The 15828-nt window shown below is 61.1% G+C and carries 14 protein-coding genes; 9 read left to right on the forward strand and 5 right to left on the reverse strand.

Annotation, left to right across the window (positions count from 1 at the left end):
- Positions 1-25 precede the first annotated feature (25 nt).
- On the reverse strand, positions 26-1237 hold the full coding sequence (gene ilvA / locus CZ203_RS08965) for a threonine ammonia-lyase (protein WP_235847492.1): 1212 nt from the start codon (positions 1235-1237) through the stop codon (positions 26-28).
- 231 nt (positions 1238-1468) lie between these two features.
- On the opposite strand from ilvA, the gene CZ203_RS08970 reads away from it, so the two are divergent.
- The 9 genes from CZ203_RS08970 (at position 1469) to tsf (ending at position 9250) form a co-directional block, all read left to right on the forward strand.
- The gene (locus CZ203_RS08970) at positions 1469-2215 is read left to right on the forward strand and encodes a hypothetical protein (protein WP_087065768.1); all 747 of its coding nucleotides are present in this window, start codon (positions 1469-1471) and stop codon (positions 2213-2215) included.
- A gap of 2 nt (positions 2216-2217) precedes the next feature.
- Positions 2218-2769 (forward strand): FumA C-terminus/TtdB family hydratase beta subunit, encoded by a 552-nt coding sequence (locus CZ203_RS08975; protein WP_087065769.1) that lies wholly within the window; start codon positions 2218-2220, stop codon positions 2767-2769.
- Positions 2754-3458 carry a YjjG family noncanonical pyrimidine nucleotidase gene (locus CZ203_RS08980; protein ID WP_087065770.1) on the forward strand — a complete coding sequence of 235 codons (705 nt, stop codon included), beginning with the start codon at positions 2754-2756 and terminating at the stop codon, positions 3456-3458. The genes CZ203_RS08975 and CZ203_RS08980 overlap by 16 nt, the downstream gene beginning before the upstream one ends.
- Before the next feature lie 157 nt (positions 3459-3615).
- Positions 3616-5049 (forward strand): 4Fe-4S dicluster domain-containing protein, encoded by a 1434-nt coding sequence (locus CZ203_RS08985; protein WP_087065771.1) that lies wholly within the window; start codon positions 3616-3618, stop codon positions 5047-5049.
- A gap of 71 nt (positions 5050-5120) precedes the next feature.
- A complete protein-coding gene (locus tag CZ203_RS08990; RefSeq protein ID WP_235847493.1) occupies positions 5121-6113 on the forward strand; it encodes a M23 family metallopeptidase in 993 nt (330 codons plus the stop codon).
- Between the two features lie 12 nt (positions 6114-6125).
- Positions 6126-6986 carry a polysaccharide deacetylase family protein gene (locus CZ203_RS08995; protein WP_087065772.1) on the forward strand — a complete coding sequence of 287 codons (861 nt, stop codon included), beginning with the start codon at positions 6126-6128 and terminating at the stop codon, positions 6984-6986.
- Positions 6987-6998: 12 nt separating this feature from the next.
- On the forward strand, positions 6999-7286 hold the full coding sequence (locus CZ203_RS09000) for a YlmC/YmxH family sporulation protein (protein WP_087065773.1): 288 nt from the start codon (positions 6999-7001) through the stop codon (positions 7284-7286).
- A 185-nt stretch (positions 7287-7471) separates the two neighbouring features.
- Positions 7472-8200, forward strand: coding sequence for a 30S ribosomal protein S2 (gene rpsB, locus CZ203_RS09005; RefSeq protein ID WP_087066222.1), 729 nt, complete (start codon positions 7472-7474; stop codon positions 8198-8200).
- A 117-nt stretch (positions 8201-8317) separates the two neighbouring features.
- The gene (tsf, locus tag CZ203_RS09010; protein WP_087065774.1) at positions 8318-9250 is read left to right on the forward strand and encodes a translation elongation factor Ts; all 933 of its coding nucleotides are present in this window, start codon (positions 8318-8320) and stop codon (positions 9248-9250) included.
- 219 nt (positions 9251-9469) lie between these two features.
- On the opposite strand, the gene CZ203_RS09015 is transcribed toward tsf, so the two are convergent.
- From CZ203_RS09015 to CZ203_RS09030, 4 genes are all read right to left on the reverse strand, one after another.
- Positions 9470-10666, reverse strand: a complete 1197-nt coding sequence (locus CZ203_RS09015) for a GGDEF domain-containing protein (RefSeq protein WP_159456447.1) — start codon at positions 10664-10666, stop codon at positions 9470-9472.
- A 78-nt stretch (positions 10667-10744) separates the two neighbouring features.
- Complete coding sequence (locus tag CZ203_RS09020; protein WP_087065776.1) at positions 10745-12685, reverse strand: sensor histidine kinase; 1941 nt, start codon at positions 12683-12685, stop codon at positions 10745-10747.
- Positions 12685-14865: a hypothetical protein gene (locus CZ203_RS09025; RefSeq protein ID WP_087065777.1), complete on the reverse strand. Its 2181-nt coding sequence runs from the start codon at positions 14863-14865 to the stop codon at positions 12685-12687. Before CZ203_RS09025 ends, CZ203_RS09020 begins: the two co-directional genes overlap by 1 nt.
- A complete protein-coding gene (locus tag CZ203_RS09030) occupies positions 14862-15620 on the reverse strand; it encodes a LytR/AlgR family response regulator transcription factor (protein ID WP_087065778.1) in 759 nt (252 codons plus the stop codon). Before CZ203_RS09030 ends, CZ203_RS09025 begins: the two co-directional genes overlap by 4 nt.
- Positions 15621-15828 lie beyond the last annotated feature (208 nt).

Here is a 15828-nt window from a genome sequence, read left to right on the forward strand (position 1 = left end):
CCTTCCCGTATTTTAATAATCGCTGTTAAAAGGGGTGGGACATGATTGTATAGCCGCCCGCCGTCAACGCGCGCAGGAGGCGCTGCCCGTGCTCCTTGCCGCCGACCTCACAGACAACCTGGACGATCGCCTCGTCGATATCCAGGTCGGCCTGCACGCGGTCGTGCTGGAACATGATCACGTTTGCGTTGCACTCCGCCACGATTTCGGAGAAGCCCGCCAGGGAGCCGGGCACATCCGGCATAATGGTGGAGAATTTCATATGGCGGCCGCGGGTGACAAGACCCTTTTCCACAACCTTGTGGATAAAGGATACGTCGATATTGCCGCCGGATAGGACGCACACGACCTTTTTGCCCTTGACGTCCACCTTGCCTGCGAGCAGGGCGGCCAGGGAGGCGGCGCCAGCGGGCTCGACGACCTGCTTGGTGCGTTCGAGCAGCAGCAGGATGGTCGAAGCAATGTCCGCGTCGGATACGGTGATCATCTGGTCGACGTACTGGTTGATGTATTCCATGGTCTTGGCGCCGGGGGTTTTGACGGCAATGCCGTCCGCAATGGTGTGCACATGGTCGCAGGGGGCGGCGTCCGCGTTGTGGAAGGCGTTAGCGATTGCGGGGGCGCCCGCCGCCTGTACGCCGATGATCTCCACGCGCGGGTTGATCTGCTTGGCGCAGGCCGCGATACCGGAGATCAGGCCGCCGCCGCCGGCCGGGACAAAAATCATGTCCACGCCGGGGAGGTCGCGCAGGATTTCCAGCGCAATCGTGCCCTGGCCGGCCATCACGTCCTCGTCATCGAACGGATGGATGAACTCCGCGCCGGTCTCTTCCATGATTTCGCAGGCCTTGGCATAGGCCTCGTCATAAATCGAGCCGGCGAGGACGACCTCCGCGCCGTAGCCCTCGGTCGCAGAAACCTTGGCGATCGGGGTGGAACGCGGCATGACGATCGTCGACTTGACGCCGACCGAGCTTGCGGCAAAGGCAACGCCCTGCGCGTGGTTGCCCGCGGAGGAGGCGACGACGGCGTGGAGGTCGCCCTCCTCAAAGCGCTTCATAATTTTATTGTAGGCGCCGCGCACCTTAAAGGAGCCGGTTTTCTGCTGGTTTTCAAATTTAAGATAGACTTCCGCGCCCGTCATGTTGGAGAAGGTTTGGGAAGTGCTTAATGGGATGATGTGGATGACATTTTTCAAACGGCCGGCGGCCGCTTCAAAATCTTTTATCGTCAGCATGGTGTCGCTCCTTATCAATCGGTTAAATTCTCCTTCAGTTTAGCACCGAACGGGGGCGAATGCAAGTTCTTCGCGTGCGCAAGAGGGCATTTCGCGCGTATATAACGAAAAAAAGCAACCGGAAAGCGATGCCTATTGTGTTTTTGCTGCGCTTTTGGTATAATTAACTGCGTATAACAGGAATTATGTCGGGAACGGGCGTGCCCGGCGCGTCCGGCGGAGGATAAAGGCATGTACGAGGAGACCAAAGGGTTTAAGACAGCGGTCGTCGGCGGTTTCAACCGCGAGGACGTACTGAAATATATCGAGCAGGCCGCCAAGGAAAGCGGCGAGAAGCTCGAGCAGATGCGCACGGAGGCGGAGCGCGTACAGGCGGAGGCCGCCGAACTGCGGGAGGAGCACGTCGCGCTCAGCGAGAAAAACGCCGAGCTGCTGGAGCGCTTGGGCGAAATGACGGTCGAGGGCGACCAACTCCGGCAGGAGGCCGAGCAGGCGCGCGCGGAAGCGGCGCAGGGCGCTGCGGACGTGCAGGCGCTGCGCGACCAGGTGCGCAGCCTGGAGGAAGAAAATGCGCAGCTGCGCAGCGAAGCGGCGCTGCTGCGGCAGCAGAACCAGGATTACCAGGAATCCAAGGAGCGCCTGGCGGAAATCGAGCTGTGCGCTTACCGCCGCGCCAAGGAAGTGGACGAGCGGGCGCAGCAGGACGCGCAGCGCATCCGGGTACAGTCGGCCGAGCTGATCAGCCAGGTCAAGCGGGAGCTGGCGGCGGTAGCTGAAAAATACCGCGGCGCGCACAAGCGGGTCGCGGCGGAGACGGAAGCCGCGGCGCGGCGCGCGGAAGAGCTGCTTGGCCGTGTCGACCAGGTGGTGCTGGCGCTGGACGAGGTAATGGTCGGCGAACTGTCGAGCGGCCAGCCCGACGCGCCGGAGCGCCCTAAAATGTCGGACGCGGCAGAACTGCTGAAGGGGGAAGGATAACCATGCATTATGATTTAAATACTGCGGATTTACAGGAAGCCGCGCCCAAGCTGCGCGCCGGGGACACGGTGTCCCTGACGGGTACGGTCTATACCGCGCGGGACGCGGCGCACAAGCGTATTGTGGCGGCGATGGAGGCGGGCGGGCCGCTGCCGTTCGACCTGCGAGGCGCGGCAATCTATTACGCCGGCCCGACGCCAGCCAAGCCCGGGCAGGTGATTGGCTCCTGCGGGCCTACGACCTCGGGGCGGATGGACCCCTTCGCGCCGCGCCTGCTGGACGCCGGGCTGTGCTGCATGATCGGCAAGGGCGTGCGGGGCGACGCCGTGGCGGAGGCCATGGCGCGCAACGGCGCGGTCTATATGGTCGCCGTCGGCGGCGCGGGCGCGCTGATCGCGGGCGCGGTCAAGGCGCTTGAGGTCGTGGCGTATGACGACCTGGGCTGCGAATCGGTCAAGCGACTGACGGTGGAAAACTTCCCGGCGATTGTCGCGATGGACTGTGCGGGCGGCAGCCTGTACCGCGACGGTGCGGCGGCATGGAAAGAAAAATGACGGTATTTTTGGATTTGGACGGCACGGTGCTCGATTTCGCGCAAAGCGAGCGCCATGCCTTCTTTACTGCCATGGCGCGGCTGGGTATCCCGGCCGACGAAGGGGATTTTGCCCGTTACCACGAGATCAACCAGTCGATGTGGGCGGCGATCGAGCGTGGGGAGGCCACGGGCGAGGAAATCCGCCCGCTGCGCTTCCAGCGCCTGCTGGAAGCGCGCGGCCACTGGGACTGGGATCGCGTCAACGCGCACTATATCGCGGCGCTCGCCGAGGCGGGCATCCCGTACCCGGGGGCGGTGCCGTTCGTCGGGGCGTTGCACCGGGAGCATAAGGTTTGCGTGGTGACGAACGGCCTGCGCCGCTCGCAGCAGAGCCGCCTGGAACACGCCGGCCTTGCCCCGTATACCGACCTCATGCTGACAAGCGAGGAAGTTGGCGCGCCAAAGCCCGCGCCCGATATGTTTTTCGAGGCCATGGCGCGCTTTGGGGACGATAACCCCGCGCATTATATCATGTTCGGCGATTCCCTCACGGCGGATATCGTGGGTGCGCAGGCCGCCGGGGTGCGCGCGGTCTGGTTTAACCCCTCCGGGAAGGCGCCGTCCTGCGGCGTGCGCCCGGATTGGACGGTGGGGGACTACCAGGGCGCGGCGCAGATCCTGCTGGACAGCCGCAGCTGGGAGCTCTGAAACGGGCGCAGGAATCGCCAGGAACGTAAATTTCCGGAATGTGTGAAAAGGACGTTGACAGGCGGCGCAAACCGTTGTACAATGGCCTTGTTAAAAAAATATCAATTCGGGGATTGCCCCGCCGCAGCGGCGGGATACTGAGAGAGGCGGAGACAGATTGAGATCCTTTGAAACCGATGTGCAGTTGCTCAAGTACCGTATCCTGAAGGAAGTGGCGGAGCGTGCATTTGCCGGCAACCTGATGGAGTCCTATTACGAAATTCCCAAAATTATCTCACCGGGGCCCAAGCCGACGATGCGTTGCTGTATTTATAAGGAACGCGCCATTGCGCAGGAGCGCGTGCGCCTGGCGATGGGCGGCGACAGCCGCAACCCCAACGTGATTGAAATCATCCCGCTCGCGTGCGACGAGTGCCCGGTCGAGCGTTACACGGTCAGCCAGTCCTGCCGCGGCTGCATTTCACAGCGCTGCATCAAGAACTGCCCGAAAAACGCGATTACGAAGGATAAAAACGGCAAGGCTTTCATCGACCCGGATATTTGCATCGAGTGCGGCCGCTGCGCCAAGGTCTGCCCTTACGGCGCGATTACGGAAAACGTGCGCCCCTGCGAGCGGAGCTGCAAGGTCGGCGCGATCCATATGAACGAAGAAAAGAAGGCCGAGATCGACCCAGAGAAGTGCATCGCCTGCGGCGCGTGCGTTTACCAGTGCCCGTTCGGCGCGGCCATGGACAAATCCTTTATGGTCGACGCGATCAACATCATCAAGAACGCCGACGGCGGCAAGAACTACAAGGTCGTCGCCATCGTCGCGCCGGCCATCGCCTCGCAATTTACCGACGTCAGCCTGGGGCAGGTGGTCACCGCGATCCGCCGCCTTGGCATCGACTATGTGGTCGAAGCGGCGATGGGCGCGGACATGGTGGCGGAAAAGGAGGCGGAGGAGCTTGCGGAAAAGGGCTTCCTGACCTCGAGCTGCTGCCCGGCCTTTGTCAAGTACATTGAAACCGCGATGCCGGATATGGCGCAACATATCTCGCACAACCTTTCCCCGATGGCGGAAATCGGCCGCTATGTCAAGATCAACGCCGAAATGCCGGTGCGCACGATCTTTATCGGGCCGTGCACGGCGAAAAAGGCCGAACAGCAGAAGATGACGGTCGACCTGTGGATCGACTGCGTGCTGACCTTTGAGGAGCTGCAGGCGATGATCGACAGCCAGAACATCGTCATGAGCGTCATGGACGAGACCCCGCTGGAGGACGCCTCCTACTTCGGCCGCGTCTTTGGCCGTTCGGGTGGCCTGACCGAGGCGGTGCTCGAAGTCGTCAAGGAAAAAGGGCTTGATTTTGAGGTCAAGGCCGAGGCCTGCGACGGGATCGAAGCCTGCAAGACCGCCCTTTTGCGCGCCAAGGCGGGCAAGCTGGACAAAAACTTTATCGAGGGCATGGCCTGCGTCGGCGGCTGTGTCGGCGGCGCTTGCAGCCTCAACCACGAGGTCAAGGGCCGCGCCAAGGTAGACCAATACGGCAAAAAGAGTGAAAAGGAAAGCGTCGGCAACGCAGTCGAGACCTATAAGGTAGGCGTCTGACGCCAGCGCGAATATCGCCGCCCCTGCGGACATATCTATGAATGGAGATGTCCGTGGGGGTGGTTTTTTTGTTGTTCTGGACGGTTCGCGCACGGCGCCTTCTGGCGGCCGGGCTATGCCTGCTTGCCGGGCTGGCGGCGGTTTCGGTCTGCGCGGTGCATTCGCGGGCGGCGGATAGCTATATCAAGTATGTGGAGTTTAACGTACCGTATGCCGCTCTGCACAAGGCGATGGAGGACGATATTTCCTGCGGGGGCAAGGTGAGCTGGATCGATACGCTGGCCTACCTTGCGGCAAAGTACGGGGGCGAGTGGGGAAGGTACAAGGCCGCGGATATGGATGCGGTCCTGGAAAAGCTGCACGGCGGTGAGGACATTGCGGGGCTGACGCGCGGCATGAAGTATTTCCCCTATTTCCGGGAGGCGTACGGCGCGGTATTGGGCGGGCTCCTGGGAGACTATGTGCAGGAACTGCCCGGCGAGGAGGGCGAGGAGCCGGCCTGGACAGCGCGGTATGGCCTGCGCGCCTACTCCCCGGTCGCGGAGGGTTACTACTATAATGATTTCGACGACTTCGGGGCGAGCCGCTCCTACGGCTTTGCGCGCCAGCATATGGGGCACGACCTCATGGGTTCGGTCGGCACGCCGATCGTGGCCGTGGAAACCGGTACCGTGGAAGTCATGGGCTGGAACCAGTACGGCGGCTGGCGGATCGGCATCCGCAGCCTGGATCAGAAGCGTTACTGGTATTATGCGCATCTGCGCAAGGACCATCCGTTCCAGGAGGGGCTGCGCGAGGGCGACCGCGTGACGGCGGGGCAGGTGATCGGTTATCTCGGCCAGACCGGGTATTCCAGCAAGGAAAACGTCAACGGGATTGAAACGCCGCACCTGCACTACGGGCTTGAATTGGTGTTCGACGAGAAACAGAAGGAGTCGAATAACGAGATATGGGTCGACCTGTACGCCCTGACGCGCCTGCTTTCCGAGCACCGCAGCACGGTGTACCGGGAGGGCAAGGAATACTACCGTATGTACGATATGATCTGGTGCGGCACGGAATAACGGGAGGGGAGCATGAAGAAAACCATATTACAGATGGCGGCGACCGTGCTGGCGCTCTGGGGCATTTTTACCGCCAACAGCATGGTCGCGGGGCAGCAGGTCATGGCCTCGGCGTCCGCGGACGCCGGCGTGCAGGTGCCGGTCCTGATGTATCACAGCATCCTGAAGGATTCGGCGCGCACGGGGAAATACGTGCTGCCGCCCGACGCCTTAAAGGCGGATCTCGCCTATTTAAAGGAGCACGGGTATGAAAGCGTCACCGTATCCGACCTGCTGGCCTATGTGCGGGAGGGCGCGCCGCTGCCGGAGAAGCCGGTCATGATTACTTTCGACGACGGCTACTATAACAATTACCTGTACGCCTACCCGATCCTGAAGGAACAGGGCATGCGCGCGGTGATTTCCATTATCGGCAGCCAGACCGCGCTGTTTACGGAAAACGGGCAGGAAAACGCGTATTGGTCGCACCTGACAACCGAGCGGTGCCGTGAAATGGCGGCGGACGGCACGGTGGAGATACAAAACCACTCGTACGACCTGCATACCTACGGCAACCGGCGCGGCTGCCTGCGCACGCGCGGGGAGGACGAGGCGAGCTACCGCGCCTTCCTGCAGCACGATACCCGGGAGGCGCAGGAGCTGATCACCGGCGCGGGGCTGCCGGAGCCGACCTGCTATACCTACCCGTTCGGCTCGCTGTCCAAGGAGAGCGAGGTGATCCTGAAGGAGATGGGGTTCCAATGTACGCTTGGGTGCGAGGAAGGCGTCAACACCGTGACGCGCGACCCGGACTGCCTGTACCAGATGAAACGGTTCAACCGCCCGGCTGGGATATCGACCGGCGCCTTTATGAAAAAGGCGGGGATTACGTAAGGGGGGAGCGATATGCAGGGCTGCCGGATTGCCGAGCTGCGTATGAAAGAGGTTATCAATATCTGTGACGGCGCACGGCTCGGTTACGTGGGGGATCTGGAGGTCGATATCCTGTGCGGCCGCGTGGTGGCGCTGGTCGTCCCCGGCACGTGCTGGTTTTTCGGCCTATTTGGGCGCGGGGAGGAATATGTAATCCCCTGGGACGCGATCGACAAGATCGGGGACGACATTATCCTCGTGCGGTGGGAAACGACGCGCCCGCACCGCGAAAAGGAAAAACGACGCTTCTTCCGCGTATAAAATCGGAGAATTTTGCAAAAAATGCTTTGACAAACGCGAAATTGCATGCTATACTATCAAAGCACGATTGAGTGCAGAACAAAACACACATCCCGTTTATGTCAGCGGCGGGGTGCCTCCCGCAAGGGGGTGCCGCCGGCAGATGACACGGGATGGAGGGAAACAACCTTGAGGAGGAAACAAAAATGGCAGTAATCTCTATGAAGCAGCTTCTGGAAGCGGGCGTGCACTTTGGCCACCAGACCCGCCGCTGGAACCCGAAAATGGCGACCTACATCTTCACCGAGCGCAACGGTATCTACATCATCGACCTGCAGAAGACCGTAAAGAAGCTCGAGGAGGCGTATTTCTTCGTCCGTGATATCGCGGCGGCCGGCGAGTCCATCCTGTTCGTGGGCACCAAGAAGCAGGCGCAGGACGCGATCAAGGAAGAGGCGGAGCGCTGCGGCATGTACTTCGTAAACGCCCGTTGGCTGGGCGGCATGCTGACCAACTTTAAGACCATGCGTACCCGTATCGCACGTCTGAACCAGCTCCAGAAGATGCAGCAGGACGGCACCTTCGACCTGCTCCCGAAGAAGGAAGTTATCAAGCTCCAGCTCGAGATCGCAAAGCTCGAAAAGTACCTGGGCGGCGTCAAGGAAATGAAGAAGCTGCCGGGCGCGATGTTCGTAGTTGATCCCCGCAAGGAGAAGAACGCGATCGCGGAAGCCCGCAAGCTGGGCATCCCGGTTGTCGCAATCGTCGACACCAACTGCGACCCGGACGAGATCGACTATGTCATCCCGGGCAACGACGACGCAATCCGCGCGATCAAGCTGATCTCCGGCACTATGGCCAACGCGGTGCTCGAGGGCAAGCAGGGCGAGCAGCTCGAGGTTGAGGCCAAGGCTGAGGCTAAGGACGCCGAGTAATTTAGAATATATTAACGCGGAAGGGCGGGGACACTCTGATTTGGCGCATGCCATACAAGGAAGGGCTGCCCCGCCCTTTGTTCACGATGGATTTCAATATACAGGAGGAATTTTAAAATGGCTTTTACTGCTGCTGACGTAAAGAAGCTGCGTGAAATGACGAACGTAGGCATGATGGACTGCAAGAAGGCGCTGACCGAATCCGACGGCGACTTTGACAAGGCGATCGAGCTGCTGCGCGAGAAGGGTCTCGCCAAGGCCGCTAAGAAGGCCGACCGCGTTGCGGCGGAAGGCGTCGTATGCGCGACCGTTTGCGGCGACTGCGGCGTGGGCGCGATCATCGAGGTCAACTCCGAGACCGACTTCGTCGCCAAGAACGCGGACTTCCAGAAGTTCGTTGCCGACCTGGCGGGCGTTGTCATGCAGGACGCGCCGGCTGACGTGGAGGCGCTCAAGGCCTGCAAGATGGGCGATATCACCGTACAGGAAGCGCTGCAGGAGAAGGTTCTGACCATCGGCGAGAACATCCAGATCCGCCGCTTCGAGCGCTACGACGACGCTACTGTGAATGTTGCATACACCCACATGGGCGGCGTAATCGGCGTCCTGGTCGGCCTTGCGGTTTCCGATAACCTCAAGGGCAACGCGACCGTTACCGAGCTGGGCAAGGACATCGGCATGCAGGCCGCGGCAATGCGCCCGGCGTTCATGGACAAGTCCGAGGTTGACAACGCGACCCTGGACAAGGAGCGCGAAATCCTGATGGCACAGGCGCTCGAGGAGAACAAGGCCGCCGCTAAGCCGAAGCCGGAGAATATCATCGCGAAGATGGTAGAAGGCCGCGTCGGCAAGTACTATGAGGAAAACTGCCTGCTGCAGCAGGTCTTTGTCAAGGACAGCAAGGCTTCTGTCGAGAAGCACATCGCTGAGGTTGCCAAGGAGCTGGGCGGCGAGATCAAGCTGGTCAAGTATGTCCGCTACGAAAAGGGCGAGGGCATCGAGAAGAAGCAGGACGACTTCGCTGCTGAAGTTGCGTCCATGACCAAGTAATTAAAGCTGGAAACAGCCCACGTATAAAAAAGAACCAGAAGATACCATCCGTATCTTCTGGTTCTTTTTTGCTTTTTGCAGGGTCGTTCCCGCCTTCTGCAGCATTCGCAGCAAAGGAGGCCGTTGCCTGCAAGGCATTTGTGATTTCAAAATCATATCGGTACCGGCCGGATACAGAATAAGCCGCCTTTGCGCTTGCCGATAAGTGTATATCCAGCCTTATGTTGGATTGCAGTCGATCCCGTTTCCCAGTACAACGCAGTTCCGGCCCGAGTTTTTGGCGCGGTAGAGCGCCTTGTCGGCCTGGTTGTACAGGGTGACAAAGTCGATGGGGGTCTTGGCGGAGGCTGTCCCCACGCTCACCGTCACGCAGCGGTTCACTGCACCGGTAGCGGCTTCCAGCCCAAGGTTCAAAACCGCCTGCCGCAGCCGCTCGGCCGCAGGAAGGACTTCCACGGCCGGGCAGTCGATAAGGGCCATCAGGAACTCTTCCCCGCCGATCCGGGCGGCGAGGTCGGCGGAGCCGCGCACGCAACGCCGGAGCGTATTGGCCACCGTTTGGAGGCACACGTCGCCTTGGTTGTGGCCAAAGCGGTCGTTATAGGATTTGAAAAGGTCGATGTCGACCATTAGGAACACCACGCCGCAACCGTCGCCCTTCTGCGCGAGCGTCTCGCCAAGGGCTTCCTGGATGCCGCGCCGGTTTAACAGGCCGGTGAGCGGGTCGGTGCGGGCAAGCGCCGACAGCTTTTGGTTGGAGGCTTCTAACAGCCCCAGGGTGATGTCGTTGCCCCGGTGCGCGTTGTAGAGGACGCGAGACAGGATCAGGGCGAATAGGGCGATCAGTGGGAGCTGGAGGAGCTGCTGGGGGGTAAAGCCATGGAATACCGCCACAGTGATGGTAACAACGGCGTCCAGCCCAAAGAGCCAAAACGCTTCCCGCCGGGAGAGCAGGGGGAACGCGGCGGTAAGGATGAGCAGATAGAAGTAGTTGTTGGTCAGGTTCCGGGTGACAATCTCCAGGCAGACAAATACCAGCATGTTTATGGTGAAGAGCCACCAAAAGGCCCGGTACAGGCATTTACAGTGTCGGCGATCCACCATGGAAGCTGTAAGGAACTGGTACGCCAAGACAACGACAACGGCCATCAGCATCATCATGAAGCCACCCGCAGCTAGGTATGCCTCATGGACGGCAGGGGAAACGTCCGCCGTGAAAATAACAACCTGGTTCAGGATTTCGATCAAGAAGATCAGCACGGAAAAGGGGACTAAACGGTGCACGTTGGTCACGGCATTTTTCGTATCCAGCCGTTCCAGCAGCTCCGGCGGGAGCTGGCGTTGATCGATCTCGCCTTGGCGCAACACTTGCCGCCCGTCTGAAAGGCTGTCTTTTAGGAATGTGAAAAAATCCATGCAATGCACCTCTGTTATTGTGGAAAAGCTTGATAGGCGTTTAAATATCCGCATAATTAAAAAACGGGAAAAATCAGCTTATAAATGCAAAATGACGCTGGCTCTAAAAGTATCGCCGACCGTCTCAAAGGACGCCATGCCTCCGTATTTTTTGGTGATCGCCCGTACGGAGGCCGTCCCGATGCCTGGCCGTGAACCCTTGCTGGAGAGGAACCCAGACGGGTTCCGCCGCAGGGAGCCGCTGAAGCGGTTTTCAACGGTTATGGCAAATGCCCCTACGGACGGCCCTGCGCATACATGGATGTACTTACTGCCCTCCTGCTGCCGCGCACAGGCCTCCACGGCATTTTCCAGCAGGTTGCCAAAGATCACGCACAGATCCACTTCGCTGATGGCGATATCCGCGCCCACTTGGACTGCCGCGGCGAATTCCGCGCCCACCAGCCCGGCACGGGCGGCATAGTGGCGGATGATCGTATCCACCGGCGCGTTTTCGCAAAAAGCGCCGTCCTGCCGAGGGGGCAGCGCGCCCTCCAGCTTATCGAAGTACCGCTTGAGGGCGTCTAAATCGTCCGCCCCGGCGAGTTCATGCAGGACGGAGATATGCTGCCGCAGATCATGGCGGAAAGCCCGCTCCTGTGCGATCGCTTCCATCATGGTATGGTGCTGCTCCTTCTGCATGGCGATGTTCTGACGGGTCAGATGGATATCCTCCTCCAGCACCAGGCTGGTGACAGCGCGGCCATAGATCTCCCGTAGGAGCACCGCCCCAATGAGCAGTACAAGGCAAAGGCTGGCCAGTTCCAGGAACCACCCCGAGTAAATGGGCTCATAGAGGGGCAGTAGCCGATCCATAGCCAGCGCGGTGTCAAAGACGGCCATGCCGCACAGGAGCACCTTGGCGTGGGGGGTGGTTTCGTCCGCCTGCCGCAGGCTAAGGACGGCGCCCGCCGTCAGCAGGGCTGCGCTCAACCATTTATAAAGCGCCATGAGCTTGGAGTAAGAGAGGAGCAGACCCAGGCCGGCTCCCGGCAGGAGCAGGTGGTAGGACACGCAGGCCAGGCAAACGGCTGCACCAAACAGGATACCGAAGGTGTTTACCGGGTGCTCCAGGGCAAGGAGTTTCCGCTGTAAGAGGAAAACCAGCAGGATCATGGCACAAAAGGACAGGTTTTCTACAAAGTGAAGCCCGCCTAAAGTGGGGAATAGCGTCTTGGCCACCGGGTAGCAGGTATAGCCCAGGAAGGACAGGCACACAAGCGCGTAAAGGGCGGGCAGGGGATTACCCCGGTTCGCGGCGAAAAGCAGCAGGGCGATGCCACCGATCAGCGCCGTAAGGGTCAAAAGCGCGGTGCGCAGGTTGAGCCGCAAGGCGGCCATCCAGTCCACAGCGTCGGGCAGCCCCAGGGCGGGCGGGTACACCAGCCCGCTGTAAGTATGGGAATAATCGGAGACGGCAAGCAGGAGTTCCACCTGACCCGCCGCCTCGAAATAAACGGCCTTTTCCGCCGTTTCCGCCCGGTAGTGCTCGGGGTCGGCCTGCCCGAGGGTCAGCCGCTCCGTGCCGTTGACATACAGCCGGCAGGCAGAAAAGACCTCGGGCAGGTAGAGGGCATAGGTTTGCGCCCGCTCCGGCAATGTGATTGTGATCCGGTAGCTGGCGCTGCCGTGGGGCTGGCCGTTTACCGTTTCAAACCCGCCGAGCTGCCCCGCGAACACATAACGGTCAGGCGTGGGGGCGCTGTTCTGAAAATCATGCGGGGTGAGCAATTCGCCGCCGTAAAATTCCCAGCCGTCTGCCAGCCATACAAGGCCGCGCGGTTCGAACGCATCATCCCCGCGCAAATCCATATTGCCATACGCAGCGCCTGGGCCGGGGGCGGTATATTTATTATCGTACCGGTATAAAAACGAACACACTGCCGCCGTGAGGATACAGAGCGACAGCAAAAGCAGGGGAAACCCCAGCTTCACGCGGATGCGCTCCCCTGCCGCCTGCCTGATCCTTATTTCCTGCATCAGCGCCCACCCCGTTTTTTCCGGAGGGTAACCAGCGCGGTCAAACCGCCCGCAATGCACAGCACGAGGGCAGGCAGGGCAAGCGCGCCACGGTGGGACGGCTCTGCCTGCGGCGCCTGGGCTGGGGCGGGGGGTGGCGTCTCCGCATCAGGATTTGGGGTTTCGCCAGTCTCGACGGGGTCAGGCGTCGGTTTCTCCTCCGGTATGTCTAGCCCTGCCTGTGCTGGGGGTTGGGTCTCAGGTACCTGATCTGGGGCAGAGGCCAGCGTGGCAACGCTGGAATGCGTCTCCTGTGCTGCATGGGGGGAGGGCGGGGATGCCGCTTCCACAGGCAGCCCCGCAGGGGCGGCTTCCGGCACAGGCGCATCCTCCAGCGTATGAAGGGGCGTATCATGCCCGGGGGGATCCGCGGCTACGCTTTCATTGCCCTGCGGCGTAGGCGTATCAGCTTCACCGCCATCCGGTTGTGGACTGGGCTTCGTATGGGAGCCAGGGGACGTCCTATCGCCTGAGGGTTCTCCTGAAGGGGCGTTGGGTTCCGCCCCATCGGCGGGGCTGCCGCCGCCATGCTGCCCGCCGTCGCCGCCCGGCTGTTCCTCCCGGTCGCCGCCGTCACGGTCGCCGCCGGTGCCGGGGGTGATAACGCCTTCTTCCCCGGGGGTGAGCGTCACCACGTTGCCCCATCCAGCGCGGTTTTCCAGTACCAGGGAGATGGGGCTGTTTAGTCCCGCCGTGTCCAGGCGGAACAGTTCCACGGAATAGCCTTCAGCGCACCATGTCACGGCGTCCCAACCGGTAGCGTCGTGCCAGGTAACGCCGCCGTCGTCGGAGCGCCAAAGCCGCGTCCCCGGATCCCAGACGCTCCCCGCGGAAATAAAATCATAGGAGGTATAAAAGGTTATAAGGCCGTCCTCCTGCTCCATATCGGCCAGGATGGGCAAGGCCGGATCCCGGATCCACACACGGAAGGTGAGGCCGTTTTCCCCTTCCAGCCCAAGCCCCTGTAGGGGTTTGGGCAGAGCCACGGGGATATCCACCGATCCCGGGACGGAGGTGTCCAGATGTTTGGCGAAGCCTTCGTCGTAGGCCAGCTCGACGTCCACATAGCTGCCGTCCGTTAGGCGGTAGCGCTGGAGATAGTGAAGCCCTACGATGCGTTCGATGTCACGGCGGCTCGTCCCCAGGGGGATCTGGGGGTCGATGCCAACCCGGCGGTCGATGCGGGGGCCTTCCGTCTCTGGGGGGAGGATGGAGCCGTCCGTATTCACCCCGCTTCCCGCCACAGAGCCGCCCGCCCCGGCGGTAAGGGTGCACAGGAAAGCCGCCGTCCCCTCCGGGCCGTCGATGGCCAGGGCGCCTTCCCCGGAAACGTCGATGTCCAGGCAGTTCACCAGGGCTGGCACGTCCAGCTTCAGCCCCACGGCTCCCATCCCATAGGCATGGATGCGCCCCCGGGTCCTGTAGTACTCCAGATTGTTGCGGGTTTCGCTGTCCGACGTGACCCGGACGGCCACACCCCCCTGGCCGTCCCGGCCGGAGGCGGTGACCTCCTGGTAGGCAAGGATCTCGTTCCAGTCGCTGCCAAAGAACTGGTCGCCCCGGATCTCCAGCACGGGGGCGTCCACCCCCTCGCCCTCTATCTGGAACATCCCTACTTCCTGCCCGATGACGCGGATGCCTTTGCCGTCATAGACCAGGCTGTGGGGCCCGGTGTGGATGACGGCGGGGGCTTCCAGGTTCGCGCCGAAGTAGGCGACGTCCTCCCAGGTAAGGGTAACGGTGTCCCCCAGGGTGATTTCGCCTCCCTCGGGGCCCAGGCTCCGCATCCAGGCGCACAGCTCCCTGGCGTTATCCACCGTGCCGTCTGCCCAGGTAGACGGGTCCACCTCCGGTTCGGAGCCTTCCCCGTCTCCCGGCTCGGGATCGGGCGGCTCCCAATCCCCTGGCCAGAGGATCCCGCCTCCCGGCAGGGATCCATCCCCGCCAGGCCAGAGGTCCCCGCCTCCTGACAGGTCCTGCCCCTCTTCCGGCTCGGGGCCAGGGGGCTCTCCCTCCGGGCTGGGGCTGTCCTCCCATCCGGGCGAAAAGCCCCAGCCCCCTGGCAGATCCTCCTCGGCCCGCACCGGCAGCGTGCACAGCAGGAGAGCCAGCAGCAGCGCCGCAATCCGCCACCGCGTCATACCCCGGCCCCCACTGCGTGGCTTTCCCGCATGTTCTGGAGCGCAAACAGCTCGTATGCCCGGACAACCTGCTTACGGCTGTATTTCGAGATGGGTACGGGCAGCCCCGTATCCATCAGGAAGACGGAGCCGTGCAACGCGGTAATATGGTTCATGTTCACCAGCACGCTCCGATGGCAACGCAGGAATTCGGCGCTGCCGCCCGCCTTTTCTATTTCCCGTTCCATATCCTTTAACGTCGTGCGCGTATGGATATCCTCTTTCTTCAGATGGACGACGCTGATATTCCCAAAGACCTCCACAAAGATGATCTCGCGCAGGAGCACCCTCCGAAGCGTCTTTTCCGTGTGCAGCAGGATAAACTTGGATTGCTTTTTGTGGAGCCGCAGGCAGCGGTCGAGCGCCTGCGCCAGTTTAGGGTAGGCTAGGGGCTTTGTCAGGTAATGGGTCGCGTTGACCTCGAAGGCTTCCAGCATGTGGTCGGCGCTGCGGGTAAAAAAGACGACAGGACAGTCCTGGTCCAGCCGCCGGAGCTCCTGGATTACCTGCATCCCATCTTCGTGTTCCAAGTAGATGTCCATAAAGATGAGGTCATAGGTCCCTGGCACACAGTGCTCAGAGAACGTAAGACCAGTGGAAAAAATGTCTACCTCAAAGGGCGGCAAACTGTTGTCCTGGCAATACCGGTTCATTTGCCCACGGAGGAACTCCGCATCCTTCGGGCAATCTTCACATACCGCGATCTTGATACTCATTTCCGAACCGCCCCACTCATCCTGTTACTTTATTTCTATTTAAGCATAGCGCCGCGGCGATTGTCAACTTGCCGCCGCGGCGAAAAGGCCTTTTTCTATCCACGCCGCCTATTCGTCACGGGAACGAGGCCACTCGTCACAAAACGCGCCGCAAGCATTTTTATTATGATAAAATCACAAAATACAAGGCAAATACGCAAAACGAGCA

The sequence above is a fragment of the Intestinibacillus massiliensis genome, assembly GCF_900155735.1.
Classification (GTDB): Bacteria; Bacillota; Clostridia; order Oscillospirales; family Butyricicoccaceae; genus Intestinibacillus; species Intestinibacillus massiliensis.

Coding starts and splice junctions, on each gene's coding strand:
- ilvA (WP_235847492.1), bottom strand. CDS start 1,237: ATGCTGACGATAAAAGATTTTGAAGCGGCCGCCGGCCGTTTGAAAAAT.
- CZ203_RS08970 (WP_087065768.1), top strand. CDS start 1,469: ATGTACGAGGAGACCAAAGGGTTTAAGACAGCGGTCGTCGGCGGTTTC.
- CZ203_RS08975 (WP_087065769.1), top strand. CDS start 2,218: ATGCATTATGATTTAAATACTGCGGATTTACAGGAAGCCGCGCCCAAG.
- CZ203_RS08980 (WP_087065770.1), top strand. CDS start 2,754: ATGGAAAGAAAAATGACGGTATTTTTGGATTTGGACGGCACGGTGCTC.
- CZ203_RS08995 (WP_087065772.1), top strand. CDS start 6,126: ATGAAGAAAACCATATTACAGATGGCGGCGACCGTGCTGGCGCTCTGG.
- CZ203_RS09000 (WP_087065773.1), top strand. CDS start 6,999: ATGCAGGGCTGCCGGATTGCCGAGCTGCGTATGAAAGAGGTTATCAAT.
- rpsB (WP_087066222.1), top strand. CDS start 7,472: ATGGCAGTAATCTCTATGAAGCAGCTTCTGGAAGCGGGCGTGCACTTT.
- tsf (WP_087065774.1), top strand. CDS start 8,318: ATGGCTTTTACTGCTGCTGACGTAAAGAAGCTGCGTGAAATGACGAAC.
- CZ203_RS09015 (WP_159456447.1), bottom strand. CDS start 10,666: ATGGATTTTTTCACATTCCTAAAAGACAGCCTTTCAGACGGGCGGCAA.
- CZ203_RS09020 (WP_087065776.1), bottom strand. CDS start 12,685: ATGCAGGAAATAAGGATCAGGCAGGCGGCAGGGGAGCGCATCCGCGTG.
- CZ203_RS09025 (WP_087065777.1), bottom strand. CDS start 14,865: ATGACGCGGTGGCGGATTGCGGCGCTGCTGCTGGCTCTCCTGCTGTGC.
- CZ203_RS09030 (WP_087065778.1), bottom strand. CDS start 15,620: ATGAGTATCAAGATCGCGGTATGTGAAGATTGCCCGAAGGATGCGGAG.